Source organism: Sphingomonas benefaciens (genome assembly GCF_052907485.1).
The window spans coordinates 336,118-359,805 of sequence record NZ_JBREIC010000003.1; the positions used below are offsets into that span (position 1 = coordinate 336,118).

Annotated in this window: 23 protein-coding genes; 15 read left to right on the forward strand and 8 right to left on the reverse strand. The window is 68.4% G+C overall.

The window, feature by feature from the left end; all coding sequences use genetic code 11:
* Positions 1-45: 45 nt before the first annotated feature.
* Complete coding sequence (locus ACU5AX_RS12790; RefSeq protein WP_446691334.1) at positions 46-2,922, reverse strand: M16 family metallopeptidase; 2,877 nt, start codon at positions 2,920-2,922, stop codon at positions 46-48.
* Positions 2,923-3,096: 174 nt separating this feature from the next.
* Between ACU5AX_RS12790 and ACU5AX_RS12795 the strand changes: the two genes are divergently transcribed.
* The 5 genes from ACU5AX_RS12795 (at position 3,097) to ACU5AX_RS12815 (ending at position 6,339) form a co-directional block, all read left to right on the forward strand.
* A complete protein-coding gene (locus ACU5AX_RS12795; RefSeq protein ID WP_446691234.1) occupies positions 3,097-3,801 on the forward strand; it encodes an aspartyl/asparaginyl beta-hydroxylase domain-containing protein in 705 nt (234 codons plus the stop codon).
* Positions 3,802-3,900: 99 nt separating this feature from the next.
* Positions 3,901-4,473 (forward strand): NifU family protein, encoded by a 573-nt coding sequence (locus ACU5AX_RS12800; protein ID WP_198354567.1) that lies wholly within the window; start codon positions 3,901-3,903, stop codon positions 4,471-4,473.
* Positions 4,473-5,066 (forward strand): malonic semialdehyde reductase, encoded by a 594-nt coding sequence (locus tag ACU5AX_RS12805; RefSeq protein WP_446691235.1) that lies wholly within the window; start codon positions 4,473-4,475, stop codon positions 5,064-5,066. The genes ACU5AX_RS12800 and ACU5AX_RS12805 overlap by 1 nt, the downstream gene beginning before the upstream one ends.
* 158 nt (positions 5,067-5,224) lie before the next feature.
* Entirely contained in the window at positions 5,225-5,872 is a 648-nt protein-coding gene (tsaB, locus tag ACU5AX_RS12810; protein ID WP_446691236.1) for a tRNA (adenosine(37)-N6)-threonylcarbamoyltransferase complex dimerization subunit type 1 TsaB, read from the forward strand.
* On the forward strand, positions 5,872-6,339 hold the full coding sequence (locus ACU5AX_RS12815; protein WP_446691237.1) for a GNAT family N-acetyltransferase: 468 nt from the start codon (positions 5,872-5,874) through the stop codon (positions 6,337-6,339). The genes tsaB and ACU5AX_RS12815 overlap by 1 nt, the downstream gene beginning before the upstream one ends.
* A gap of 83 nt (positions 6,340-6,422) precedes the next feature.
* Here the strand turns inward: ACU5AX_RS12815 and ACU5AX_RS12820 are convergent, their stop codons facing one another.
* The 4 genes from ACU5AX_RS12820 to ACU5AX_RS12835 form a co-directional block, all read right to left on the reverse strand.
* Positions 6,423-6,638 (reverse strand): hypothetical protein, encoded by a 216-nt coding sequence (locus tag ACU5AX_RS12820; RefSeq protein WP_198354571.1) that lies wholly within the window; start codon positions 6,636-6,638, stop codon positions 6,423-6,425.
* A 96-nt stretch (positions 6,639-6,734) separates the two neighbouring features.
* A complete protein-coding gene (locus tag ACU5AX_RS12825; protein ID WP_446691335.1) occupies positions 6,735-8,525 on the reverse strand; it encodes an AMP-dependent synthetase/ligase in 1,791 nt (596 codons plus the stop codon).
* A gap of 53 nt (positions 8,526-8,578) precedes the next feature.
* Positions 8,579-10,321, reverse strand: coding sequence for a gamma-glutamyltransferase (gene ggt / locus ACU5AX_RS12830; RefSeq protein ID WP_446691238.1), 1,743 nt, complete (start codon positions 10,319-10,321; stop codon positions 8,579-8,581).
* Between the two features lie 124 nt (positions 10,322-10,445).
* On the reverse strand, positions 10,446-11,483 hold the full coding sequence (locus ACU5AX_RS12835; protein WP_446691239.1) for a quinone-dependent dihydroorotate dehydrogenase: 1,038 nt from the start codon (positions 11,481-11,483) through the stop codon (positions 10,446-10,448).
* Here ACU5AX_RS12835 and ACU5AX_RS12840 point away from each other — a divergent pair.
* The 8 genes from ACU5AX_RS12840 (at position 11,482) to ACU5AX_RS12875 (ending at position 18,165) form a co-directional block, all read left to right on the forward strand.
* Entirely contained in the window at positions 11,482-11,778 is a 297-nt protein-coding gene (locus ACU5AX_RS12840) for a hypothetical protein (RefSeq protein WP_446691240.1), read from the forward strand. The two genes, ACU5AX_RS12835 and ACU5AX_RS12840, sit on opposite strands and share 2 nt — an antisense overlap.
* A gap of 98 nt (positions 11,779-11,876) precedes the next feature.
* Complete coding sequence (locus ACU5AX_RS12845; RefSeq protein WP_446691241.1) at positions 11,877-12,389, forward strand: SUF system Fe-S cluster assembly regulator; 513 nt, start codon at positions 11,877-11,879, stop codon at positions 12,387-12,389.
* The gene (gene sufB, locus ACU5AX_RS12850; protein WP_446691242.1) at positions 12,389-13,852 is read left to right on the forward strand and encodes a Fe-S cluster assembly protein SufB; all 1,464 of its coding nucleotides are present in this window, start codon (positions 12,389-12,391) and stop codon (positions 13,850-13,852) included. Before ACU5AX_RS12845 ends, sufB begins: the two co-directional genes overlap by 1 nt.
* A gap of 259 nt (positions 13,853-14,111) precedes the next feature.
* Entirely contained in the window at positions 14,112-14,855 is a 744-nt protein-coding gene (gene sufC, locus ACU5AX_RS12855; protein ID WP_198354575.1) for a Fe-S cluster assembly ATPase SufC, read from the forward strand.
* Positions 14,852-15,967, forward strand: coding sequence for a SufD family Fe-S cluster assembly protein (locus ACU5AX_RS12860; RefSeq protein WP_446691243.1), 1,116 nt, complete (start codon positions 14,852-14,854; stop codon positions 15,965-15,967). Before sufC ends, ACU5AX_RS12860 begins: the two co-directional genes overlap by 4 nt.
* Positions 15,964-17,226, forward strand: a complete 1,263-nt coding sequence (locus ACU5AX_RS12865) for an aminotransferase class V-fold PLP-dependent enzyme (RefSeq protein WP_446691244.1) — start codon at positions 15,964-15,966, stop codon at positions 17,224-17,226. Before ACU5AX_RS12860 ends, ACU5AX_RS12865 begins: the two co-directional genes overlap by 4 nt.
* A gap of 11 nt (positions 17,227-17,237) precedes the next feature.
* A complete protein-coding gene (locus tag ACU5AX_RS12870) occupies positions 17,238-17,693 on the forward strand; it encodes an SUF system Fe-S cluster assembly protein (RefSeq protein ID WP_446691245.1) in 456 nt (151 codons plus the stop codon).
* A gap of 121 nt (positions 17,694-17,814) precedes the next feature.
* A complete protein-coding gene (locus tag ACU5AX_RS12875; RefSeq protein ID WP_446691246.1) occupies positions 17,815-18,165 on the forward strand; it encodes a HesB/IscA family protein in 351 nt (116 codons plus the stop codon).
* 114 nt (positions 18,166-18,279) lie between these two features.
* Here the strand turns inward: ACU5AX_RS12875 and ACU5AX_RS12880 are convergent, their stop codons facing one another.
* Positions 18,280-19,434 (reverse strand): N-acetyltransferase, encoded by a 1,155-nt coding sequence (locus ACU5AX_RS12880; RefSeq protein WP_446691247.1) that lies wholly within the window; start codon positions 19,432-19,434, stop codon positions 18,280-18,282.
* 158 nt (positions 19,435-19,592) lie between these two features.
* On the opposite strand from ACU5AX_RS12880, the gene ACU5AX_RS12885 reads away from it, so the two are divergent.
* A complete protein-coding gene (locus ACU5AX_RS12885; RefSeq protein WP_198354887.1) occupies positions 19,593-20,687 on the forward strand; it encodes a fatty acid desaturase family protein in 1,095 nt (364 codons plus the stop codon).
* Positions 20,688-20,773: 86 nt separating this feature from the next.
* Complete coding sequence (locus ACU5AX_RS12890) at positions 20,774-21,310, forward strand: hypothetical protein (RefSeq protein ID WP_446691248.1); 537 nt, start codon at positions 20,774-20,776, stop codon at positions 21,308-21,310.
* 10 nt (positions 21,311-21,320) lie between these two features.
* Here the strand turns inward: ACU5AX_RS12890 and lptG are convergent, their stop codons facing one another.
* Both lptG and lptF read right to left on the reverse strand, forming a co-directional pair.
* Positions 21,321-22,412 (reverse strand): LPS export ABC transporter permease LptG, encoded by a 1,092-nt coding sequence (gene lptG, locus ACU5AX_RS12895; RefSeq protein ID WP_198354582.1) that lies wholly within the window; start codon positions 22,410-22,412, stop codon positions 21,321-21,323.
* Positions 22,409-23,602, reverse strand: coding sequence for an LPS export ABC transporter permease LptF (lptF, locus tag ACU5AX_RS12900; RefSeq protein ID WP_198354583.1), 1,194 nt, complete (start codon positions 23,600-23,602; stop codon positions 22,409-22,411). Before lptF ends, lptG begins: the two co-directional genes overlap by 4 nt.
* Positions 23,603-23,688 lie beyond the last annotated feature (86 nt).

The following is a 23,688-nucleotide window of genomic DNA, read 5'->3' on the forward strand; positions in this document are numbered from 1 at the left end:
CAGGGGGGGCGGGAGGGGGCACTATCCGATCCCCTCCCGCCTGTGTCATTTCGCCGGCTTCTTTCGTGGCAGCACCGCCATCGTCCAGTCCTTGTCCGGCACCAGATATTTCGCCGCGGTCTGCTGCAGCGAGGCCGGGGTGACGGCGCCGAAGTCGCGGCCGATGCGGCGGGTCGCCTCGAAGCGGGTCGGGTCGGTGGTGCCGCCCGACAGTTCGCGCAGCCAGAACAGGCTGCTGGTAGCGGCCCGCTGGTAAAGCTGCTGCAGCGGTCCCTTGACGCGGGCGAGCTCGTCGTCGCTGACCGGATGGGCGGCGAGATCGGCGGCGATCTCGCGGGCGAGGCGGAAGAACAACGGCACGTTGCTGGGCGCGACCTGGCTCATCGCCATCAACCGGCCGCCGCCCGGCAGCCCCTTCGGCCAGGTGCTGGCGACGCCGGGGCTGTAGCTGGCACCGGCGGCCTGGCGCATCTTCTCGAACAGCCGGTCGCTGAACACCTGCGCCAGCACCTCCAGCTGGCGCGCGGTGGCGCTGTCCGCCATTCCGGCGCCGGTCGGCCAGGCGATCACCGCCGCCGCCTGCGTGTCGGGGCCGTCGTGCAGCCGGGTGACCGGCGTCGCGACATGGGCGGGGAAGCGGACCGGCGGCGCCGCCGCATTGGCGGCGGCGCGCGGCGGCAGCGCGCCGAAGCTCTTTGCCACCGCCGCGATCGCGGCATCGGCGTCGACCTGGCCGAAGACGTCGACCTCGATCGGGCCGCTGGCCAGCAGCGGCGCCCAGAAGGCCTTGAACGCGGCCGGGGTGAGCGCGTTGATCGCCTTCGCATCCGGCGTCCGCCAGCGCGGATCATTGTCGTGCAGCAAGCCTTCGAGGTCGCGCGACAGCACGCCGTCCGCCGACGACTGATAGCCGGGGATGGCGGTCAGCGCCGCCTGTTTGGCGCGCAGCACCGGGGCGGCATCCCAGCGCGGTGCGGCAAGCTTGCTGGCGATCAGCCGCAACTCGTCGGCGTAATCGTTCGGGCTGGACAGCGCGGCGATCGAGAAGGCGTCGTCGTCGAGGCCGAAGTCTAGGCCGAGCTGCCGGCCGGCGGTGAGCTGGTCGAGATCGTCCTGGCCGAGGTTTCCGATGCCGCTCTCCATCAGCGCCAGATCGCCCGACCAGCCGAGCGACGGCCGATCGGCGGGCAGCGCATTGTAGCCGCGGCCGAAGCGGACGCGGACGAAGACGCGGCCGGTGTCGTCGGGGTTGGGGAACAGCAGCATCGTCACGCCATTGGCGAAACGGACCTGTTCGAGCGGCAGGCCGGCGACCTGTTCGCGGCTGGCGACGGTGCCGGGTGCGCCGAGCGCGGGCAGCTTCGAAAAGTCGACCGAGCTCTGCGTGGCGCGCTTGACGGTCAGCTTCGACACGTCGGCCTTGAGCGCGGCGGCGAGCTTTTCGGCGGTGCCCTTCTCGGCGATGCGGGTGTTGACCAGCGCGCGTGTCGCCTCGCCCTCGAAGATCTTCTTGGTCGAGGCGAGCACGGCGGCGGGGTTGAACATCCCCTTCGCCTTGGCGTCGGTCAGGATGTCATATTGGTTCTGCGGCGCGGTCACCGTTTCGCGGATGTCGAGCGCACCGGCCATGTCGTCGGCCTGTTTGGCGCTCGCCTCGACCCGCGCGGTCTCAACGCCGTTGCGGATCGCGACCTCGTAATCGGCATATTCGCGGTCGATCTCGGCCTGGGTCGGCGGTGTCTTCTGCGCGTCGGCGATCTCGGCGCGGACGTCCTTCAGCGCCTGTTCCCACTGGTCGCCGACCGGCAGGATCAGCACCGTCGTCATGTTCGCCGAGCGCGAGCGGTCGTCGAGGTCGACGCCGGCCTGGACGAAGCTGGCGCCGGCGCGGGCGCGGCGTTCGAGACGGCGGCTCAGCACCTTGGCGGCGATCGTGTCGACCATCCGCTTCTGGTTGAAGATCTTGGTGTCGTTGTTGAAATGCCAGGGACGCAGCACGCCCATCATGACCAGCGGCGGCAGGCCGGCCTCGACCAGAGTCGCACTGGTCGGCTTGCTGGGATCGGGCTTGCCAAAGTCGGGGTCGGCGGGGTTGGGACCATGGCCCTGCCAGCCGGCAAAATGCTTGACGACGAGTTGGCCGAGCGTCGCCGCATCGACGTCGCCGGAGATGATCACCACCGCCCGCTCGGGTCGGTACCAGCGGTCGTGGAAGGCCTTGATCGACGCGCCAGTCGCCGCCTCCAGCGTCTTCAGCGTGCCGATCGGCGATCGGTCGGCGAGCGGCTGGCCGGCGAAGAACAGGGCGTTGGCGGCATCGCCCAGTCGCACCTGCGGCCCCGGCTGCTCGCGCCGCTCGGCAAGCACGATCGGCCGTTCGGCGGCGACCGCGGCATCGGTCAGCGTCGGGTTGGCCATCATCCCGGACAGGATCTTGAGGCTCTCGTCGAGCGTCTGCGGCGTCGCCGAGGGCAGGTCGAGCTTGTAGAGCGTCTGCGTCGGCGTGGTCGACGCGTTGGAATCGGAGCCGAAGGTCGCGCCGAACCGCTGCCACACCCGCTTCGCCTCGCCATCGGGCACATATTGCGAGCCGCGGAACGACAGATGTTCGATGAAGTGCGCGTAGCCGCGTTCCGAATCCTGTTCGTAGAGCGAGCCGGCGTCGATGCGGACGCGGATCGACACCTGCCCAGGCGGTACGCCGTTCTTGCGTACCGCATAGCGCAAGCCGTTGGGCAGGGTGCCGAAGCTCCACGCCGGATCGGGCGGCAGGTCGCTGCCCTTGTACAGCCAGGCGCTGGTGTCGACCTTGACCGCAGGCGCGGTGGCGGACGGGGCGGACTGGCCGGCCAGCGAATTGGCGAGCCCCAGCAGCGGGGCGATAAGCAGAACAGGCGCGAGCGCGCGGGAGAAGAACGCCATAGGCGACGGCTTGTAGCGCCCCGCGACCGATCCCGCCAGCGATGCGCAAAGCGACCGCGGCATGGCCATGATTTCGCCCCGCTCGAAGCGTAGCGACGCGGCCCGGGATGATCCGGTCGGGCACGTATCCGGCCGTGAAGAACAGGCCGTGATAACAGGGCGATGCGAGAGACGATGACGATCGGTGTGACGTATGGCGCAGGCGCGGGGCGGCGGCGCCTCGGCGAGGGCGGCCATGGTTGCGGGGATGGCACGCCGCCCGCCGATCCGCGCACGATCGTGGCGGAAAAGCGGCGGCCGGTGTCGCGGCCGGGCGGACGATTGCGGGATTCGCTCGATCGGCTGATCGCTGCCTCGTCGCTGGTGCCCGACGCGCCGGTGCTCGACGTGCGCGACTTTGCCTGGACCGCGACGCTGCGCCAGGATTGGCGGGCGATCCGTGACGAGGCGCTGGCACGGACCGACCGGTCGGGCGACGTTCTGCTGTGGCAGCGGGGCGATCCGGTGATCGAGCAGCTCGCTGGCGCGCCGCGGACCACGGCCGCGCTGGCGGCGGTGCCCAGGCTATACGACGCCGCCTTCGCCGTCCTGCCGCCCGGCGGCCACGTCGCGGCGAAGCGCGGGGCGAGCAAGGCGCTGATCACCTGCGACCTGGCTCTGTCGGTGCCGCGCGACGGCGACGCGCGCATGCGGCTCGGCGATCGCACCCTGCGCTGGGCGGAGGGCGAGACCCTGGTGTTCGACGACACCCGCGATCACGAACTTTGGAATGGCGGCGGTAGCGCGCGGATCGTCCTCCAACTGCGCTTCGCCAGGCCGCTGCGCCAGCCCGGACGTTGGGTGGCGGGGCTCGTGCTGCGGTATTGGCGGAGAGCGTGACGTCCTTCCCGCGAGCGGGGAGATTTGTGTGGATCGTCGAAACAAAGCCTTTCCGTCGTGCCGCTTGATCGCGACCCGCGCCCGCGCCACATGGCGGCAATGCTGATCGAGACCGAAGTCACGCCGAACCCGGCGACGCTCAAGTTCCTGCCCGGCCGCATCGTCATGGATGCCGGTACGCGCGATTTCGCCACCCCCGAAGAGGCGGAGGCGAGCCCGCTGGCCGAGGCGCTGTTCGCGCTGGGCGACGTGACGGGCGTGTTCCTGGGCCGCGACTTCGTGTCGGTGACGGCGGCGCCGGGCGTCGACTGGTCGGGGTTGAAGCCGGACGTGCTCGCCATCCTGCTCGATCATTTCTCCGCCAACATGCCGCTGTTCCGCGAGGCGCGCGCCGGCTTCAGCGTGCCGCCTGCGGAGGAGGAGGTCGCCGATGATCCCGCCGATGCCGACATCGTCGCGCAGATCCGCGAGCTGATCGACACGCGCGTCCGCCCGGCGGTGGCGAACGACGGCGGCGACATCGTCTATCGCGGCTTCGACAAGGGCAAGGTGTTCCTACGCATGCACGGCGCCTGTGCCGGCTGTCCGTCGTCGACCGCGACGCTGAAGAACGGCATCGAGCAATTGCTCAAATATTACGTTCCCGAGGTCACCGAGGTGAGGGCGGTCTGATGCGCGGACCCCTGAACGACGCCGCCCTCGACACGCTGTTCCGCGATGCGCGCAGTTTCGGCCGCTACACCGACCGGCCGGTCAGCGAAGACCAGCTGCACGCGATCTGGGAGTTGATGAAGTTCGGGCCCACGGCCGCGAACCAATTGCCCGCGCGACTGGTCTGGTGCGCCAGCGATGACGCGAAGGCGAAGCTTGCGGCATGCGTGTCCGAGGCGAACCGGCCGAAAGTGCTGGGCGCCCCGCTTACCGTCATCATCGGCATGGATGTCGAATTTCACGAGCATCTGCGCGAATTCTACCCGCATGTCGACGCGCGCGCCTGGTATGCCGACAGCCTGCCGGCGCGGGAGAAGTCCGCGCTGCTCAATTCATCCCTGCAGGCGGCGTATCTGATCGTTGCGGCCCGGGCGCTGGGGCTGGACGTCGGGCCGATGGGCGGGTTCGATGCTGCCGCGATCGACGCGGCCTTCTTCGGGGACCAGCCCAACGTGCGCGTCAATATCATCGCGACCCTTGGTTATGGCGACCGCGCCTCGTTGCACGATCGCCTGCCGCGGCCGGCGTTCGAACGGTTCAACCGGATCCTCTGATCTCGTACCCGCGGCGCCACCCCGGCGCGGCGCACGCTTGCGAACGGCGTGTGTGCGGGTCGGTCGGCGGCGCGTCGAGGCGGGAACGCTTTCCATCGTAGTCGCGACCGCACCCGGCTGTTGCTCTTGCCGCGCTGCTACGACAAAGCATTGTCTTCATGATCGCTTCCCGCACCCTCGTGATCGATACCGCCACCGCCGCCTGTTCGGTGGCCCTGATCGAGAACGGCCGCGTGGTCGCGGCGCGGCACGAGGTGGTCGGGCGCGGCCATGCCGAACGGCTGGTGCCGATGATCGCCGAACTGCCAGATGGCGGCCGGGCGGAGTCGATCCTGGTCGATGTCGGCCCCGGCAGCTTCACCGGCGTGCGCGTCGGCATCGCCGCTGCGCGCGGACTGGCGCTCGGCTGGGGCGCAGCGGTCGCCGGCTATTCCAGCATGGCGCTGCTGGCCGCCGCGGCGCTGGCCCGCGGCGAGGCGGACGAGGTGACGGTGGCGATCGAGGGTGGCCACGGCGAGCTGTTCGCGCAACCGTTCGCGCGCGGGCCCGAGGCGATCGCGCCGCTTGCCTCGCTGCGGCCAGAGGCGGCGCTGGCGGTGATCGGGGAACGGCCCGTCGTCGGCAGCGGGATGCGCTGGCTGCGGCCGATCGCGCCCGAACTGGCCGGCGAGGAGGCCCTGCCGAACGCCGCCGACGCGGTGCTGTTGCCCGCGGCGCTGGCGGCGCTGCCGGCAAAGCCCGTGTATGGCCGGGCGCCGGATGCCAAGCTGCCCGGCGGCCTCTTGCCGGCGGAGGCCTCCGCCTGATGGCGACGCGCGCCGTCTCGCTGCGCACCGGCGACGCCCGCGACGTCGCGACGGTCGATGCCCTGATGTCGGCAGCGTTCGATCCGCGCTTCGGCGAGGCATGGACACGCAATCAGTGCCTGGGCGTGCTGGCGATGCCGGGGGTGCGGTTGACGATCGCCTCGGTCGACGAGGTGCCGGCGGGGTTCGCGATGGTGCGGAGCGTCGCCGACGAGGCGGAGCTGCTGTTGCTCGCGGTGGCGCCGCCCTATCGCCGCCAGGGCATCGGCGCCGCATTGTTGCGCGCGGTGGTCGCCGAGGCGCATGGCGCCGGCATCGCCGACATGCATTTGGAGGTTCGCGCCGGCAATGCGGCGGTGCAGCTGTACGAGGCCAACGGCTTCAGCAAGGTCGGCGAGCGCCGCGGCTATTATCGCGGGCGCGGCGGCGAAGCGTTCGACGCGCACACCTATCGTCGGAACCTGTAGCAGGCAGGCCGGAGATCGTCCGGCCTGACACCGTCACCGCGACAAGCGTCACGGTGACGGGTCGCCTGCCTATCGGCCGCGGCTTAGCGGTGCATTGCGGCCTTCTCGGCGCGTGCCTTCTTGGCATAATGGTGATGGGCGATCACGCAGCCAGCGGCTGCCCCCATCATGGCGTGACCTTTGCCGACGAAATGGCCGCCGACCGCGCCGGCGGCGGCACCGCGGACACAGCCCTTCGCCAGCGCCGGCGACGCGGTCGCGACCATCAGCGGCAAGGCGAGAAGCGAGACGTAACGCATCGGACGATCTCCCGTAGGTGAATAGCCCCGGTATAGCGGCGTGGCGGCGCGCTGGTTCCGTTACAAATGCGTCATGTCGGGCCGGATCGTCTGCGGTCACGCACCCTTGTACAAGGCGTCGAGACGCTCGCCGTACATGGCGCGGATCATGTGGCGACGAATCTTCAGGCTCGGCGTGAGCTGTTCGTTCTCGATCGCGAAAGGCGCATCGGCGAGGATGAAGCGGCGGACGCGCTCGGTCACCGACAGATCCTTGTTCACCCGCTCGATCGCATGGCCGATCGCGGTGCGATATTCGCTGTTCTCCGCAAGGCGCGAGAAATTGCAGGCGTCGCCGTTGGCGGCGCACCATTCCTGCGTCCACTCCGGATCGGGGACGATCAGCGCGACCATGTACGGCTTGCGGTCGCCATAGATCATCGCCTGGACGATCTCTGGCTGCAGCGTCAGCATGCCCTCGATCTTCTGCGGCGCGACATTGTCGCCCTTGTCGTTGATGATCAGGTCCTTCTTGCGGTCGGTGATCTTGATCCGGCCGGCCGCGTCGAATTCGCCGATGTCGCCGGTGTGCAGCCAGCCGTCCTTCAGCACGCGCGCGGTTTCCGCCTCGTTGCGCCAATAGCCGTGCATCACCAACTCGCCGCGCACCAGGATCTCGCCGTCGTCGGCGATGCGCACCTCGGTCTCGACCAGGGGCGGGCCGACCGTCTCCATCCGCAATCCGGCAGAGGGGCGGTTGCACGAGATGACCGGCGCCGCCTCCGTTTGGCCATAGCCCTGCAGGAAGGTGAGGCCGAGGCTCTGGAAGAAGATGCCGATCTCCGGATTGAGCGGCGCGCCGCCCGACACCATCGCCTTCAGCCGGCCGCCGAACTTCTTGGCGATCTTCGGCTTGAACAGGGCGTTGACCGCGAGCTGCGCGGGGCGGTCGATCAGGCGCAGCTTGCCTTCGTATTCGCGCGCGCCGATGGCGAGCGCCTGGCCGAGCAGTTTCTGCCCCAAGCCGCCCTGCTTCTCGATCGCCTTGCTGATCCGGGTGCGCAGCACCTCGAACAGGCGCGGCACGACGACCATGATCGTCGGGCGCACTTCCTCGATGTTGCTCGCCAGCTTGTCGAGCCCTTCAGCATAGTAGATCTGGCCGCCGAGGCCGATCGGGAAATGCTGGCCGCCGGTATGCTCATAGGCGTGGGAGAGGGGCAGGAAGGACAGGAACACCTCGTCGCCCCAGCCGAAATCCTCCGATATGACGGTGCAGCAGCCGTTGACGTTGTGCAGGATGGCGCCGTGGTGCTGCATCACCCCGCGCGGCGCGCCGCCGGTACCGCTGGTGTAGATGATACAGGCGAGGTCGTCGCGCGCGAAGGTGGCGCGGCCGGCGGCGTGATCCGCGCTGGTCGGATGGTCGGCGATCAGCTGGCGCCAGCTGTGGAAGTCGATGCTGGCGGACGGGGCGCGCATATCGTCGATGCCGATCACCGTCTGGCCCTGGTTGGAGCGCAGCACCGCCGGGAGCAGCGTCTTTGCCAATTTGTCGGTCGAGACGATGATCGCGCAGGCGCCGGAATCGGCGATGATGTGCGCGTGGTCGCGCTCGGTGTTGGTGATGTAGGTCGGCACGGTGACGCAGCCCGCCGCCATGATGGCGAGGTCGCTGATGCACCATTCTGGCCGGTTCTCGCTGACCAGCATCACCCGGTCACCCGGCTTGACGCCGATCGCGGTCAGGCCGGCGGCGAGGCTGGCGACCTGACGCGCTGCCTCCGCCCAGCTGGTCGAGACCCAGGTCCCGCCCTGCTTCGCCCAGAGGAACGGCGCGTCCCCTTTCTCGCGGGCGCGCGCAAAGAACATCGCGACGAGGTTGGGAAAATATTCCAGCTTGCGCATCATTCTCTCCTGACGCCGGGCGGCGCTGCGTGGCAGCCGCCTGTGGCGGACAACTATTCGGACGGACGGTTGGCTGCAGCGCCGATCCGCGCCGGCCGGGTGACGCGGCCGTCCTCCGCCACCGCGACGCCCTCGCTGCGCGGGTCGGCGGCGCCGGTCCAGCGGCCGTCCTTCCATTCCAGCGCATTGGCCTTGAGGCCGAGCGGCGCGATCTCCGTCCGCTCGCCGAGCGCGACCAGCGCCGGCTGCATCGCCGCGGCGGCGGTATCCGCCTCCAGCGTCGCGACCTGGCTGGGGGCGTAGACCAGGCCGAGTGCGATCGCATCCTGCGCGCTGAGGTGCCAGTCGATGACGCCGACGATCGCCTTCGCCACCTGCGCGATGATCGTCGATCCGCCCGCCGCGCCGATCGCGAGGCGGACCTTGCCGTCGGGGCCGTAGACGATCGTCGGCGCCATCGACGAGCGGGGGCGCTTGCCGCCCTCCACCCGGTTGGCGACCAGATAGCCATTTCTGGCGGGGACGATGTCGAAGTCGGTCAGCTGGTTGTTGAGGACGACGCCGTCCATCACCAGGCCGCTGCCCCACGGACCTTCGACCGTGGTGGTCACCTCAACGACGTTGCCGGCGCGATCGGCGACGGCAAGGTCGGTCGTGCCCGCGACCTCGCTGACCGGCGCGGCGATGCGCGGCGGCGCGCCCGGCGGCGTGCCCGCGGCGACGTTCGCCATCGTCGTGGTCGGCGAGATCAGCGCGGAACGGCCGCGCAGATAGGCGGTGTCGAGCATGCCGGCGACCGGCACCTTCACATAGTCGGGATCGCCGACGTACATGTTGCGATCGGCATAGGCGAGGCGGCTGCTTTCCGCGAACAGATGCCAGGCGGTGGGGCTATCCTTGCCGAGGCCGGTCATATCGAACCGCTCGAGCTGCTTCAGGATCATCAGCACGGTGATGCCGCCCGACGACGACGGCGCCATGCTGCAGATGCGGTTGGCGCGATAGGTCAGACAGACCGGGGTGCGCGGCTTGGCATCGTAGCTGGCGAGATCACCGGTCGTCATCTTGGACGGGTTGCGGGCGGCGGTGTCGACGATGGTGACCAGCTTCTGCGCCTGCGCGCCGACATAGAAGCTGTCGGGGCCGCGCGCCGCGAGCTGGCGGAGCAGCGCGGCCTGCGCCGGATTGCGGACGAGATCGCCGACCGCATAGGCGCTGCCGTCCGGCCTGGTGACCAGCGCCCGGCTGTCCGGCGTCAGGTGTGCGCCGTAAGCGGCGACCGCATTGACGTAGCGCGGGCTGGCGCGGAAGCCGTCGCTGGCCAGGCGGATCGCCGGCTCGAACAGCTTCGCCCAGGGCAGCTTGCCGCCGCTGCGATGCGCCATCGCCATGCCGCGGATCGCGCCGGGCACGCCGACGCTGCGCCCGCCGGGGACGGCGTCGTCATGGCTGAGCGGCGTGCCGTCGGCGGCGTAGAACCAGCGCGGATCGGCGGCGGCGGGAGCGATCTCGCGCGCGTCGATCGCGTCGACCTTGCCGGTGCGCGCGGCGTGGCGGACCCAATAGCTGCCGCCGCCGAGCCCCGAGCTCTGCGGCTCGACCACGCCGAGCGCGAGCATCGTCGCGATGGCGGCGTCGGTGGCGGTGCCGCCGGCCTTCAGGATCTCCGCCCCGGCGGCGGCGGCGCGCGGGTCGGCGGCGCTGACCATGCCCTGAGCGGGCGGAGCGGTCTTGGCGAACGAGGCGGCGGGAAGCAGCGCGGCGGAGGCGGCGAGCGCGGTCAGGAGCGTCTTCATCACGCCAAACCGTAGCGGCATGACGGGGCAGGGCAAGGGTGAAGGGGGCTGTCTTCGCCGGCAACCGTCACCACCACCCTTCACCGTCATCCCCGCGAAGGCAGGCATGACGGTTCGGGCTTGATCAGGCTGCCGTACCGATTGCCTCCGCCATCGTCGCGAAGCCGTCGCGGGCGAGCAGGGCGTCGAGGTCGCGGAGGATGCGCGCCGGCAGGCCGGGGCCTGCGTAGACCAGCGCGCTGTACAGCTGCACCAGGCTGGCGCCGGCGCGGAGGCGGGCATAGGCCTCCGCGCCGCTGTCGATCCCGCCGGCGGCGACCAGCGGCAGCGCGCCGCCGGTGGCGTTGCGGACGTCGGCGAGCCGCTGGCGGGCAAGAGCCGCCAGCGGTGCGCCGGACAGGCCGCCGGTCTCGCGCTTGTCGGCGGCGGAGAGGGGCGGGCGGGTGATGGTCGTGTTGCCGATGATGATCGCGTCGACGCCATGGTCGATCGCGGCGCGGGCGACGCCGTCGATGCCGGCCGGGTCGAGATCGGGCGCGATCTTGAGGAACAGCGGTGTCCTCCCCTTCACCGCGGCGCAGGCGGCGAGCAGTTCGGCGAGCGCGGCGCCATGCTGCAGGTCGCGCAGCCCCGGCGTGTTGGGGCTGGAGATGTTGATCGTGACATAGTCGGCCAGCGGCGCGGCGGCGGTGACCCCGGCGACATAATCGGCGACGCGATCGGTCGCATCCTTGTTGGCGCCGACGTTGATGCCGAGCAGCCCCGCGCCGCGGCGGATCGCCCTTTGGACGTTGGCGATGCCGGCGGCCAGCCCATGATTGTTGAAGCCCATGCGGTTGATCACCGCACGGTCGGCGACCAGACGGAACAGCCGCGGTCGCGGGTTGCCGGCCTGGGGCAGGGGGGTCAGCGTGCCGATCTCGACGCTGCCGAAGCCAAGCGCGAACAGCCCGTCGATCGCCTCGCCGTTCTTGTCGAGGCCGGCGGCGAGGCCGACCGGATTAGGAAAGGAGAGACCGGCGACAATGGTGGCGAGACGGGGGCGCACGTCGGCTTTGGCGCCGCCTGGCAGCTTGCCGCGCAGCTTGAGCGCGCCGATCGTCATCGTGTGTGCGGTTTCCGGGTCGAGCGTGAACAGCAGCGGGCGGGCGGCGTAGGTCATGTCCGCGCCATCGCATCGCGCGGGGTGGGCGTTCAAGGGGCTCGCGCGAAGACGCGAGGCCGCGACGAAGTTGCGTTCACGCGAAGGCGCGAAGAAGATGGGTTCACGGGACGACGCGGAGAGTTTCGTTCGTGGTCCCGTCGTGCGCGACGAAACCGGCGCTCATCGGCGTTACGTGAAGGAGCGGCCGGTGGCGGCTTGGGATCGCGCCGCGAGCGGCAACCTCCGCGCCTTCGCGCGAACCAGAAACTTCGCGACTTTGCGGCTTCGCGTGAACCAGAACTACTCACGCTGATCGGCTTTTCCGCGGTTGACCCGCGGGCACAAACGCCTATCTGCCCAATCGGAACGATTTTGTCCGATTTGCGACACGTTCGCAACTGGAAAGGAACGATGCGGCTCTCCAGCCTCGCCGATTATGCGGTCGTCCTGATGACGGCGGCGGCGCGCCTTGCCGATGCGGGGCGGCTCAACGCCACGCGTCTGGCGGAGGAGACCGGCGTGCCGTTGCCGACCGCGCAGAAGCTGGTCAGCCGGCTGTCGGCGGCGGGGCTGCTCGACAGCGCGCGCGGCACCGGCGGCGGCGTCGCGCTGGCGCGACCGGCGGCGGCGATCAGCCTGGCCGACATCGTCGAGGCGGTCGAGGGCCCGATCCAGATGACCTCCTGCGTCGACGGTGCGGCGCACGATTGCGCGATCGACCATCAATGCCACGTCAAGCCGCATTGGGGCGTGGTCAATGCCGCGGTGCGCGGCGCGCTGGCGGACGTTTCGCTGGCAGACCTAGCTGCTCCCCTCCCGCTTGCGGGAGGGGCCGGGGGAGGGCGTGTAGCCTTGCCCGCCGGTTCGAATTTCCCCTCCCCTAGCCCCTCCCGCGAGCGGGAGGGGAACAAGGTACGAGTATAATGGCGACCAAGAATGCCGAGGCCTATGAGGCCATTTCGAAGAAGTACGAGTGGGGCTTCGCCACCGACATCGAACAGGACTTCGCGCCCAAGGGGCTGAGCGAGGACACGGTCCGCTACATCAGCGCCAAGAAGGGCGAGCCCGAATGGATGCTCGATTGGCGGCTGAAGGCGTTCCGCCTGTGGCAGACGATGGAGGCGCCGGACTGGGCGAAGCTCAACGTGCCGCCGATCGACTATCAGGACGCCTATTACTACGCCGAGCCCAAGGCGAAGGCGACGATCGCCAGCCTCGACGAGCTCGACCCGGAAATCCGCCGCACCTACGAGAAGCTGGGCATCCCGATCGAGGAGCAGAAGGTGCTCGCCGGGGTCGAGGGCGCGCGCAAGGTCGCGGTCGACGCGGTATTCGACAGCGTCTCGGTGGCGACGACCTTCCGCAAGGAGCTGGAGGAGGCGGGGGTCATCTTCCGCTCCATCAGCGAGGCGGTGCGCGAATATCCCGATTTGGTCCGCAAATGGCTGGGCAAGGTGGTGCCGCAGCGCGACAATTACTTTGCGACGCTCAACTCCGCGGTGTTCAGCGACGGCACCTTCGTCTACATTCCGGAGGGCGTCCGCTGCCCGATGGAACTGTCGACCTATTTCCGCATCAACGCGGAGAACACCGGCCAGTTCGAACGGACGCTGATCGTCGCCGACAAGGGCGCCTACGTGTCCTACCTCGAAGGCTGCACCGCGCCGATGCGCGACGAGAACCAGCTGCACGCCGCGGTGGTCGAGCTGGTCGCGCTCGACGATGCCGAGATCAAATATTCGACCGTCCAGAACTGGTATCCGGGCGACGAGAACGGTGTCGGCGGCATCTACAATTTCGTCACCAAGCGCGCGCTCTGCCAGGGCCGGAACAGCAAGGTGTCGTGGACTCAGGTCGAAACGGGTAGCGCGATCACCTGGAAATATCCGTCCTGCGTGCTGGCCGGCGACGGTTCGGTCGGCGAATTCTATTCGGTCGCCGTGACCAACAATCTGCAGCAGGCGGATACCGGCACCAAGATGATCCACCTCGGCAAGAATACCCGCTCGACGATTGTGTCGAAGGGGATTTCGGCGGGGCGGTCGGACAATACCTATCGCGGGCTGGTGCGTGTCGCGCCGACCGCGGAGGGCGTGCGCAACTTCACCCAGTGCGACTCGCTGCTGCTGAGCGACCGCTGCGGCGCGCATACCGTGCCGTATATCGAGGTGAAGAACCCGAGCGCGCAGATCGAGCATGAGGCGACGACCTCGAAGATCAGCGAGGACCAGCTGTTCTATGCCATGTCGCGCGGCCTGGATCAGGAAGCGGCGGTGGCGCTGATCGTCAACGGCTTCGCCCGCGAGGTGCTGCAACAGCTGCCGATGGAGTTTGCCGTCGAGGCGCAGAAGTTGTTGGGGATCAGCCTTGAGGGGAGCGTGGGATAATGCTGTGGCACGTCGCCATGGCGGGTGAAGCGTTGTTTTCGCTATCGTGTTGGTGGCTGGTCTATGGGGCATTGCGATACCGCCGGGATCTTTCGTGAAGCACTCTGATCGGCTCCAATATCAAACGCAGCCTCAGTTGTATATTTTCGCTGTTTTAGTTTGGGCAATGGTGGGCGTCATGACGGCATTGCTATTTTGGTTGTACGCGTTTGTCATGATCACTGGTCGCCCTCCTTTTATTTGATTGTCTGAGAGATAGATGCTGAAAATCGAAAACCTTCACGCCGAGATCGATGGCAAGGCGATCCTCAAGGGGCTGACCCTCGAGGTGAATGCGGGCGAGGTGCACGCGATCATGGGGCCGAACGGCGCGGGCAAGTCGACGCTCGGCTATGTACTCGGCGGGCGGCCCGGCTATGAGGTGACGCAAGGGTCGGTGACGTTCGACGGGCAGGATCTGCTGGAACTCGAGCCGCACGAGCGTGCCGCGGCGGGCGTGTTCCTCGGCTTCCAATATCCGGTCGAGATCCCCGGCGTGTCGAACGTCCAGTTCCTGCGCGAGAGCCTGAATGCACAGCGCGTGGGGCGCGGCGAGAAGCCGCTGTCGGGCGGCGAATTCCTGAAGCTGGCGCGCGAGCAGGCGGCGGGGTTGGGGCTCGACCAGGAGATGTTGAAGCGGCCGGTCAACGTCGGCTTTTCCGGCGGTGAGAAGAAGCGCAACGAGATGGTGCAGATGGGCATCATCGACCCCAAGTTCGCGATCCTCGACGAGACCGACAGCGGCCTTGACATCGACGCGCTGCGCATCGTCGGCGACGGCATCAACCGGATCATGCGCAAGGCCGACAAGGCGGTGCTGCTGATTACCCATTACCAGCGGCTGCTCGATTATGTGCAGCCCGATCGCGTCCACGTGCTCGCCGACGGCCGGATCGTCCGTTCGGGCGGGCCGGAGCTGGCGCATGAGCTGGAGCGCGAGGGTTACGCGGGGGTGGCGGCGTGACGCCGCTGCTCGACCTGCCGTCGAACCGCGAGGAGGCGTGGCGCTGGGCCGATCTGGGCGGCATAGCCGCGGCGGCGGCACTGGCGCCGGTGGCGGCGCCCGAGGCGGAGTTCCTCGACCTGCCCGGCGCGAAGCTGTTGTTCGTCGATGGCGTGCTGGACGCGACGCGTAGCGATCTCGGCCCGGTGACGCTGGGCGCGGTCGATCCGGGCGAACATCCGCTCGGCCGGCGGGCGTCGCAGGGCTGGACGCTGCGGCTCGCGACGGATGCCGTCGCCGAGCCGGTGCAGGTGGTGCATGTCGCGACCGGTGCCGAGAACCATCTCGCCGCCGCGATCGCACTGGCCGACGATGCCGCGGCGCAGGTGATCGAGACCTATGTCGGCGCGGGCTGGTCGAACCGGCTGGCCCGGATCACGCTCGGCAAGGCGGCGCGGCTGATGCGGTCGGTGCGGCTGTTGCAGGCGGCGGGCTTCACCTCGCTGCGCGAGGAAGCGACGCTGGGTGAGGGCGCCAGCCTGGTGACGACGGTGCTTGGCGCGGGCGATGCGGGCACACGGATCGACGGCGCAATATGCCTTGCGGGCGAGGGCGGCTATGCCGAATTCGGCGGCGCGCTGCTGACGCGCGATGCCCAGCGGCAGGAATGCGCGGTGCGCGTCCGCCATGCTGCGCCGAACGGCCAGAGCCATCAATTGTGGCGCGCGGTCGCGGCCGATCGCTCGGTCGCTAGCCTCGCCGCCGCGGTCGAGGTGGCGCGCGACGCGCAGAAGACCGATGGCGAGCAGTCGCTGCGCGGGTTGCTGCTGCAGCGCACGGCGACGGTCAACCTTAAGCCGGAGCTGGAGATCTTCGCCGACGACGTGAAATGCGCGCATGGTGCGACGGTCGGCGAGCTCGACGCGCGGGCGCTCTTCTACATGCAGAGCCGCGGTATTCCGAAGGCGCGGGCGCAGGCGCTGCTGACCCGCGCCTTCGTCGCCGACGCGATGGAGCGGATCGGCGACGAGACGGTGCGTGCGGCGTTCGTCGCGGATGCCGACGCGTGGCTGGAGCGGGCGCTTCAGTCCCCCTCCCGCTCGCGGGAGGGGCTAGGGGAGGGGAGTCGATGACCGACGCGTCCGCCTCGCCCGTCTCGACTGCCCTCGCCCAACCCCTCCCGCATGCGGGAGGGGAGCAGCCCCTCGACACGCTCGCCGATTTCCCGGCCATCCCCGCGGGCTGGGCGTATCTCGACACCGCGGCCACCGCGCAAAAGCCGCGCGCCGTGATCGACACGATCGCGCGCGCCTATGGCGAGACCTATGCCACGGTGCATCGCGGCGTGTACCAGCGGTCCGCCGACATGACGCTCGCCTATGAGGCGGCGCGGCGGAAGGTGGCGGGCTTCATCGGCGCGGGATCGGCGGACGAGATCGTCTTCGTGCGCGGCGCGACCGAGGGGATCAACCTGGTCGCGCAATGCTGGGCGGGAACGCAGCTCAAGGCCGGCGACCGTATCCTGCTGTCGATGCTGGAGCATCACAGCAACATCGTGCCATGGCAGATGGTCGCCGAACGCGTCGGTGCGGCGATCGACGTCGTGCCGCTCACCGCCGACCATCGCATCGACCTGGACGCGATGGCGCGGATGCTGACGCCGCAGCACAAGCTGGTCGCCCTGGCGCACGTCTCCAACGTGCTCGGCTCGGTGCTCGACGTGCAGCGCGCGACCGAGCTGGCGCATGGCGTCGGCGCGAAGATCCTGCTCGACGGCTGCCAGGCAGTGCCGCGCGTCGCGGTCGATGTCACCGCGATCGGGTGCGACTTTTACGTCTTTTCGGGACACAAGCTCTACGGCCCGACCGGGATCGGCGTGCTGTGGGGGCGGCCGGAGCTGCTCGATGCAATGCCGCCCTATCAGGGGGGCGGGTCGATGATCGACCGCGTGACCTTCGCCCGGACGACCTATGCGCCGCCGCCCGGACGGTTCGAGGCGGGGACGCCGCATATCGTCGGCGCGCTCGGCCTCGCCGCCGCCATCGACTATGTCGAGGGGATCGGGCTCGACCGTATCCATGCGCATGAGACGGCGCTGGTGCGCGATGCCCGCGCGGCGCTGGCGACGATCAATTCGGTGCGCCTGTTCGGACCGGAGGATGCGGCGGGCATCGTCTCCTTCGCGGTCGAGGGGGTGCATCCGCACGACGTCGGCACCATATTGGACGAAGGCCGGGTGGCGATCCGCGCCGGCCATCATTGCGCGCAGCCGCTGCTGGAGGCGCTGGGCGTCGACGCGACCGCGCGGGCGAGCTTCGGCGTCTACAACGGGCCGCAGGATATCGAGGCGCTGGTCCGGGGCGTCGAGCGCGTAACGCGGATTTTTGGGTAGGGATTTTTCGGATGAGCGACACGATCCGGGTCGAAGAGGTGGAAGCGGTGGCAGCGCCGCCGCGCGCGCGCGTCGAGGACGCCGCCGGCGCACCGCGCGAACGCGACTATCTGTCGGGCTTCCTGCAGCAAAAGCCGGCGGGCGATGCGGCGAACGAGCCGGGCGGCGCGCTGTACGAAAGCGTGATCGAGGCGCTGAAGGAGATCTACGATCCCGAGATCCCGGTGAACATCTACGATCTCGGCCTGATCTACGGCGTCGAGGTGACCGAGCAGGGCCATGCCGCGGTGACGATGACGCTGACCACGCCGCATTGCCCGGTGGCGGAATCGATGCCGGGCGAGGTCGAGCTGCGCGTCGGATCGGTGCCGGGGATCGCGGTGGCGGACGTCAATCTGGTCTGGGACCCGCCTTGGGACCCGCAGAAGATGTCCGACGAGGCGAAGCTGGAATTGGGGATGTTGTGAGCATTAAGCCCCTCCCCTTCAGGGGAGGGGTTGGGGTGGGGGCTGTCCGCGAGCGCATTCCTTGCGGCGACGCCCCACCCCCTACCCCTCTCCTGAAGGGGAGGGGCTTGGAGAAGAAGAGATGACCACCTTACGCCAGCGGCCGGCGCCGCTGATCCTGACCGAGAGCGCCGAGGCGCGGATCACCGAGCTGATGGCGCGCGCGCCGGAAGGTGCGAACGGCGTCAAGCTGTCGACGCCGCGGCGCGGTTGTTCGGGGCTCGCCTATTCGGTCGATTACGTCACCGAGGCCAAGCCGTTCGACGAGCGGATCGAGACGCCGGGCGGCACGCTCTACGTCGACGGCGGCTCGATCCTGTATCTCGTTGGGTCGACGATGGACTGGGTCGAGGACGATTTCACCGCCGGCTTTGTGTTCAACAATCCGAACGCCAAGGGCGCCTGCGGCTGCGGGGAAAGCTTCACGGTGTAGGCGCTGTTCGTCATGCCGGACTTGTTCCGGCATCCACCGCTGTGCACACGCAGCAGCCTTGGCTTACGCGGACGGGTGGATGCCGGAACTAGTCCGGCATGACGGTTGGAAAAGTCACAACGCCTTTTCGTAGATCACATAGGTCTTGTTGACGCGGCTCTGGATCGTCTCGGCGATCGAGCGCATCCCCTGATTGTCCTCGAGGATCCAGCCGATCTCGCCTCGGCTCGCACCGTAACGCTCCACCGACGCGCGGCGGATATACTCGATCATCATGAAGGCGAGCTGGCTCGCCATACGCGACGATTGCAGCTCCTTAACGACGCCCATCAACGGCACGCGCATCGTCCGCACCTTCGGCTTGCGCAGCCACAACAGCAGCTTCGCCCAGCCGAAGGGCAACAGGCTGCCGCCCAGCGGCTTCAGCGGCTCGTTGAGATCGGGCAGGGTGATCATGAACGCGACCGGCTTGCCGTCCAGTTCGGCGATGCGGATCAGGTCGTTGAACACGATCGGCTTCAGCTTGACGCCGACGTCCTTGATCTCGGGCGGGGTCAACGGCACGAAACCCCAATTGTCGCTCCACGCATCGTTGAGGATGCCGAGGATGATCGCCGCTTCCTGGTCGAACTTGCTCTTGTCGACCTCGCGCACGGTGATGCGCGGATTGTTCTCGCCGGACTTGATGATCCGCTTCACGATCGGCGGGAATTCCTGCGTGATGTCGAGCTCGTAGGTGTAGAGCGTCTTGACCACGCCGTAGCCGGCGCGCTCCACCCAACCCTGATATTCAGGACGGGCGTGGCCCATCATGATCGTCGGACTATGGTCGAAGCCCTGGACCAGCAGGCCCGGCTCTTCCCAGATCGACTGAGAGATCGGGCCGAGCGCGCGGTTCATGCCCTGTTCGCGCAGCCAGCCTTCCGCTTGGGCGAGCAGGGCGACGAAAATGTCCTCGCGCTCCGCATCCATCAGGCCCCATTGGCCGACGCCGGGGCCGAACCCCTGTTCGGCCGGCATGGTCAGCGCCAGCGTATCGATATGCGCGGAGATGCGTCCGACGACGCGACCGCCCTCTTCGGCGAGGAACAATTGCGCCTTGGCGTGGCTGTACCAGCCGTTCTTTTCGGGAGTAATCAGGCCGAGGGCTTCACCCTTCAGCGGTGGGACCCAGTGCGGATCGTCGCGATACAGACGAAAAGGCAGGTCGACGAAGGCCTTGCGGTCCTTCTTCGTCACTACAGGGCGGATCGTCACGTTGCTGGCCATCGTCTTTCCCTCCTCCGGCGCCGGGCGCATCTAGCACGAAGCCGCGGGCAAGCGAGTGACGATTGCGTCATCAGTGATCGAAAACTTGCGCGGACCTACGGGCGTCGCGCCTGTAAATGCCACGCTGTCGCCACTATCTGCAGGCAATGGCACAGGTCATGGACAGCACCCTTTCCCTCGCACGCGATACCGCCCCCGCGGCGGAGGGCGCGCGCGCCAAGACGATCCGGATCGCCGACGACAAGGCGATGCTGCGCACCGCGGCGGAACTGACGCGCGATCTGATCGCGCCGCGTCCCCGCGTCTATTGGGCGGACATGATCGCCTCGGTCATCGTCGGCTATGGCGCCTTGGTGGCGGCGGTGACGGTGTCGGGTGCCGGCTGGGTGGTGCTGGCGGCGGTGATCGCCGCGCTGGCGCTCTATCGTGCGGAAAGCTTCATCCACGAAGTCAGCCATATGAAGCACAGCAGCGTGCCGGGCTTCCGCGCCGGCTGGAACGCGCTGGTCGGCGTGCCGATGCTGACGCCGAGCTTCATGTACGAGGGCGTGCATAACCTGCACCACGCCAAGACCCGCTACGGCACGGTCGAGGATCCGGAATATCTGCCGCTGGCGCTGATGAAGCCGTGGACGCTGCCGGCGTTCGTCGTCATCTCGGCGTTGGCGCCGATCGGCCTGCTGATCCGCTTCGCCATCCTGTCGCCCCTGTCGCTGCTGTCGCCGCGACTGCGGACGATCGTGCGCGAGCGCTATTCGGCGCTGGCGATCAACCCGCAATTTCGCCGCCGCGCACCGGAGGGCGAGGCGCTGGCGCTGTGGAACCGTACCGAGACGGCCGCCAGCCTGTGGGCGATCGCGATCGTCGTGCTGACCGCCACCGGCGTTTTCTCGCTGCGCGGCGTGCTGATCGCGCTGGCGATCGGATCGACGGTTGCGGTGGTCAATCAGGTCCGTACCCTGGTGGCGCATCTGTGGGAGAATGACGGCGAGCCGATGACCGTCACCGGCCAATATCTCGATTCGGTCAATGTGCCGCCGCCGGCGCTGTTGCCGGCTCTGTGGGCGCCGGTCGGCCTGCGCTACCATGCGCTGCACCATCTGATCCCGGCGCTGCCCTATCACTCGCTCGGCGAGGCGCATCGCCGCATCACCGCGGCGCTGGAAGCGGGCTCGCCCTACCATAAGGCGAGCTACGCGGGCCTGCCCGGCCTTGTGCACAAGATCGTACGGAGCACGCTGGTCGCGCGCTAATTCGATGGTCGGGATCGTCCGTCCCGCCTAGAATGACGGTGACGGCTGCGGCGTTTCGCCCGGCCGGATCGAAAGGCGCGGGATCAATGGCGGGCATCGTGATCTTTATCGCGTTGGCGGCACAGGCTGCGGCAGACAATGCCGCATCGGGCGCCGGGACGATCACCGTCGCCGTCGCCCCCGATACGCCGGTCAGCCCGCCCGAGGCAGCCTTGCTGGCCGAGGGGGTGGGCGACGCGCTGGCGGGGGCGAGCTTCCTCGTGCTGCCCGGCCAGGGCGTGGGGCGCTATACCGCGCGCGTTTCGCTGACGCGCCATGCGCAGGGTCCGGTCACCGCACCGGGCAGTGCGATCGCGTCGAGCGCCGGGGTCGCCAATTGGGGTGCGGGCCTGCGCGTCACGCTGCCGACCAACAAGCAGCAGATTCACGAGCTGATGGTGTCGACGCTGACGCTCAGCATCGTGTCGCGTAAGGATGGTCGTGTCGTGTGGACGGGCAAGGCACTGACCGCGCAGGTCGAGGGCACGCGGGCCGATGCGCCGGGCGAGCTCGGCCGTCGGCTGACCCGGGCGCTGATGACGCGCTATCCGCAGCCGGCGCCGGAAACGTTATCGGTGCCGTGAGCCGCTGGGGCTATTCCTCGGTGCGGATCAGCACCGCTTCGCCGATCAGCAGGAACAGCAGAAATGGCGCCCAGGCGGCGAGGAACGGCGGGTAGGCGCCGAGATTGCCCATCGCCAGCGCGAAATTGTCCGCGACGAAGTAGGCGAAGCCGAGCGCCATGCCGATCACGGCGCGGATGAACAGCTGGCCCGAACGGGCGATGCCGAACGCTGCGACGGCGCCGAGCAGCGGCATCAGCACCGCGGACAGCGGCCCGGACAATTTGTGCCACAGCGTGCTCTCGAGCGACTTGGTCGGCCGGCCGGCGTCGCGCAGGTCGCCGATCGCTGCCTCCAGCGCGGGGAAGGACAGGCCGTCGGGATTGACCTCGCCCAGGGTGAATTGATCGGGACGGACACCGGGCGCGACGATGGCGGTGCCGATCGCCCGCTGGCGCGCGGTGGCGACGTCGAAGCGGGTGGCGGGGGCGATCTGCCAGCCGTTGCCGACCCGGCGGCCGCGCGGCGCGGTGATGATCGAGACGAGGTTGCCGCCGGTGCGGTCGTAGACGGTGACGTTGCCGAGCTGCACCGCATTGCCGCGGCCGCGGACCTGGCCGACCGCGATCAGATCGTCGCCGTCGCGCACCCAGACGTTGGACCGGTCGCCGCGGTCGATCGGCAGCGCGCCATATTCCACCGCCTTCCACTGGTCGAGCGTCGCGGTGGCGCGGGTGACGATCCGTTCGTTGAACGCGAAGCTGAAGATCGCCACGCCAAGGCTGGCGACGAGCAGCGGCGCGAGCACCTGATGCGCCGACAGGCCCGCCGCCTTCAGTGCGATGATCTCGCTGTTCTGATTCATCGTGAAAAAGGTCGCGATCGCGCCGAGCAGCACCGAAAAGGGCAGCAGAAAGGCGATGATCTGCGGCGCGCGCAGCGTGACATAGGTCCACACCTGCGCTTGCGTGTTGCCGGGATGGGCGAGGATGTTGCCCGATTCGCCGAGCAGGTCGAGCGTCTGCAGGATCAGCACCAGCGCGGCGAGCAGGCCGAACGTCCGCGTGAAGAACAGCCGCGCCATGTACCAGGACACGACGCGCGACGGGAAGAAGGCGTTCATGCCGTGCCCTTCTTGCGGTTGCGGCCGGGAATGTAGCGGACGATGACCTTGCCGACCTTGCCGAAGGCGCGCTCGATCGCGCCGATCGGCTGGCCGCCGGGGACATAGGCGATCGTATAGTACATCCAGAGGATCAGCCCGGCGAAGATCAGGAACGGCGTCCACAGCGCGATCAGCGGGTCGATCCGGCCGAGCTCGCCGATCGAGGCGGCGTATTCGTTGACCTTGTGATAGGCGACGATCATCACGATCGCCAGGAAGACGCCGACACCCGACGATGATCGCTTCGGCGGCACGCCCAAGGCTATGGCGAGCAGCGGCAACAGGAACATGGTTGCCACCTCGACCAGGCGGAAGTGGAATTCCGACCGCGTGCTGTCGCGCTGTTCCTCGCTCGCCGCGCGATGGCCGAGCTTGGCGAGTTCGGGCAGCGTGAATTCGAGATTGCGACCGCCGCGACGCCGGAAGCTCTCATATTTCGGCAGCGGGATCGGCAAGTCGTGTGAGGTGAAGGTCAGCACACGCGGCACCTGGAAATTCGGCGCCTTGTGCACCAGCGTGCCGTTGGTCAGGCGGAAGATGATCGTATTGGGATCGTCCGTCGCCAGGAACTGGCCGCTCTGCGCGGTCACCGAATAGCTGGTGCCTTTGTTCTCGACATGGACGAAGATGCCCTCGAGTTGACGACCGCGGTCGTGGCTCTGCTCGATGCGCAGCGTCATCTGGCTACCGAAATGGGTGAACTCGCCGACCTTGATCGAGGCGCCGAGCGCGCCGGTGCGCAATTCGAAGCGCAATTGCTCGTAATAATAACGCGCCTGCGGCTGGACGAAGCCGACGATCGCGATGTTAAGCGCGGCGAGGACGATCGCGTACATGTATGGCACGCGGAGCAGCCGCGTGTAGCTGACGCCAACCGCGCGTAGCACGTCGAGCTCCGAATTGGCGGCGAGGCGGCGGAAGGCGAGCAGGATGCCGAGCAGCAGGCCGATCGGAATACCGAGGCCGAGATATTCCGGCAGCAGATTGGCGAGCATCCGCCACACGACGCTGATCGGGCCCCCCTGCGTCGCGACGAAGTCGAACAGGCGACGGATGCGGTCGAGCACCAGCAGCATGGCCGCGATGGTCAGCGTCGAGATCAGCGGCAACGCGATCAGCCTGGCCATGTAGCGGTCGATGGATTTCATGCGGGAAGGGGCTCGGGCCGGAACGGGAAGGGCAGGCGTATAGGATTGCAGGCTAGACGCGCCAGCTAAAAATACCGTTCCGCTGC

Bases quoted from the DNA above. Each gene is read 5' to 3' on its own strand.
- ACU5AX_RS12870 (WP_446691245.1), top strand. From the start codon at position 17,238: ATGAGCGACACGATCCGGGTCGAAGAGGTGGAAGCGGTGGCAGCGCCG.
- ACU5AX_RS12825 (WP_446691335.1), bottom strand. From the start codon at position 8,525: ATGCGCAAGCTGGAATATTTTCCCAACCTCGTCGCGATGTTCTTTGCG.
- sufC (WP_198354575.1), top strand. From the start codon at position 14,112: ATGCTGAAAATCGAAAACCTTCACGCCGAGATCGATGGCAAGGCGATC.
- ACU5AX_RS12820 (WP_198354571.1), bottom strand. From the start codon at position 6,638: ATGCGTTACGTCTCGCTTCTCGCCTTGCCGCTGATGGTCGCGACCGCG.
- ACU5AX_RS12795 (WP_446691234.1), top strand. From the start codon at position 3,097: ATGACGATCGGTGTGACGTATGGCGCAGGCGCGGGGCGGCGGCGCCTC.
- ACU5AX_RS12880 (WP_446691247.1), bottom strand. From the start codon at position 19,434: ATGGCCAGCAACGTGACGATCCGCCCTGTAGTGACGAAGAAGGACCGC.
- lptG (WP_198354582.1), bottom strand. From the start codon at position 22,412: ATGAACGCCTTCTTCCCGTCGCGCGTCGTGTCCTGGTACATGGCGCGG.
- ACU5AX_RS12790 (WP_446691334.1), bottom strand. From the start codon at position 2,922: ATGGCGTTCTTCTCCCGCGCGCTCGCGCCTGTTCTGCTTATCGCCCCG.
- ACU5AX_RS12865 (WP_446691244.1), top strand. From the start codon at position 15,964: ATGACCGACGCGTCCGCCTCGCCCGTCTCGACTGCCCTCGCCCAACCC.
- ACU5AX_RS12840 (WP_446691240.1), top strand. From the start codon at position 11,482: ATGTCCGCGCCATCGCATCGCGCGGGGTGGGCGTTCAAGGGGCTCGCG.
- ACU5AX_RS12800 (WP_198354567.1), top strand. From the start codon at position 3,901: ATGCTGATCGAGACCGAAGTCACGCCGAACCCGGCGACGCTCAAGTTC.
- ACU5AX_RS12890 (WP_446691248.1), top strand. From the start codon at position 20,774: ATGGCGGGCATCGTGATCTTTATCGCGTTGGCGGCACAGGCTGCGGCA.
- ACU5AX_RS12885 (WP_198354887.1), top strand. From the start codon at position 19,593: ATGGACAGCACCCTTTCCCTCGCACGCGATACCGCCCCCGCGGCGGAG.
- ACU5AX_RS12835 (WP_446691239.1), bottom strand. From the start codon at position 11,483: ATGACCTACGCCGCCCGCCCGCTGCTGTTCACGCTCGACCCGGAAACC.
- ACU5AX_RS12875 (WP_446691246.1), top strand. From the start codon at position 17,815: ATGACCACCTTACGCCAGCGGCCGGCGCCGCTGATCCTGACCGAGAGC.
- lptF (WP_198354583.1), bottom strand. From the start codon at position 23,602: ATGAAATCCATCGACCGCTACATGGCCAGGCTGATCGCGTTGCCGCTG.
- ACU5AX_RS12805 (WP_446691235.1), top strand. From the start codon at position 4,473: ATGCGCGGACCCCTGAACGACGCCGCCCTCGACACGCTGTTCCGCGAT.
- sufB (WP_446691242.1), top strand. From the start codon at position 12,389: ATGGCGACCAAGAATGCCGAGGCCTATGAGGCCATTTCGAAGAAGTAC.
- ACU5AX_RS12845 (WP_446691241.1), top strand. From the start codon at position 11,877: ATGCGGCTCTCCAGCCTCGCCGATTATGCGGTCGTCCTGATGACGGCG.
- ACU5AX_RS12815 (WP_446691237.1), top strand. From the start codon at position 5,872: ATGGCGACGCGCGCCGTCTCGCTGCGCACCGGCGACGCCCGCGACGTC.
- tsaB (WP_446691236.1), top strand. From the start codon at position 5,225: ATGATCGCTTCCCGCACCCTCGTGATCGATACCGCCACCGCCGCCTGT.
- ggt (WP_446691238.1), bottom strand. From the start codon at position 10,321: ATGAAGACGCTCCTGACCGCGCTCGCCGCCTCCGCCGCGCTGCTTCCC.